Raw genomic sequence first — 520 nt, 5'->3', positions numbered from 1 at the left:
GGAAGAGGATGACTACTGCCAGAGGTCTCAAGCAAGATGAAATCAGGCGTCTTATCACTTCCCGTTTGTCTACTTAACAAGCGCGTGATGGCGTTGTCGAGTTTCACAATCCCCGTATCACTACTGATATTATCGGCGGCGATGCTGACCATATTTTGGCGGTGAGACGAAACAATTTCCGTATTTGAAATCAGCACGCCGTCGACATCCAACTCGCTCATATCATTGACAATCACCGCAACGGCATAGTCGCCGTTATGGGCTTGAACCAGTAATAATGTGGTTTTCCCCGCACCGAGAAACCCATTGAGAATAATCAGCGGTATTCGTTTACCCCACCTCATCGTTGATACTGTATCCGACATATCCCTCCCCTATTTTCACCCTGTCATTTCCCGGCATAGACCTACACCCAGTCCACAACCGTCATGACTGTCAAATTTTAATTACGTTATAACATAACAATTAGGGTTGTGAGATAAGTAACGACGCATCCGCATGGCGCTGGAATAATGAATAC

General features: G+C 46.2%; 1 protein-coding gene. It reads right to left on the bottom strand.

Annotation, left to right across the window (positions count from 1 at the left end):
- Positions 1-365 (bottom strand): GTP-binding protein (locus J5224_RS34930; protein WP_319802557.1); only part of this gene is annotated, 365 nt, incomplete at its 3' end.
- Between the last annotated feature and the right edge of the window lie 155 nt (positions 366-520).

Source organism: Candidatus Symbiopectobacterium sp. NZEC135 (assembly GCF_025962695.1).
This window is presented reverse-complemented; position numbering and strand designations above follow the sequence as displayed.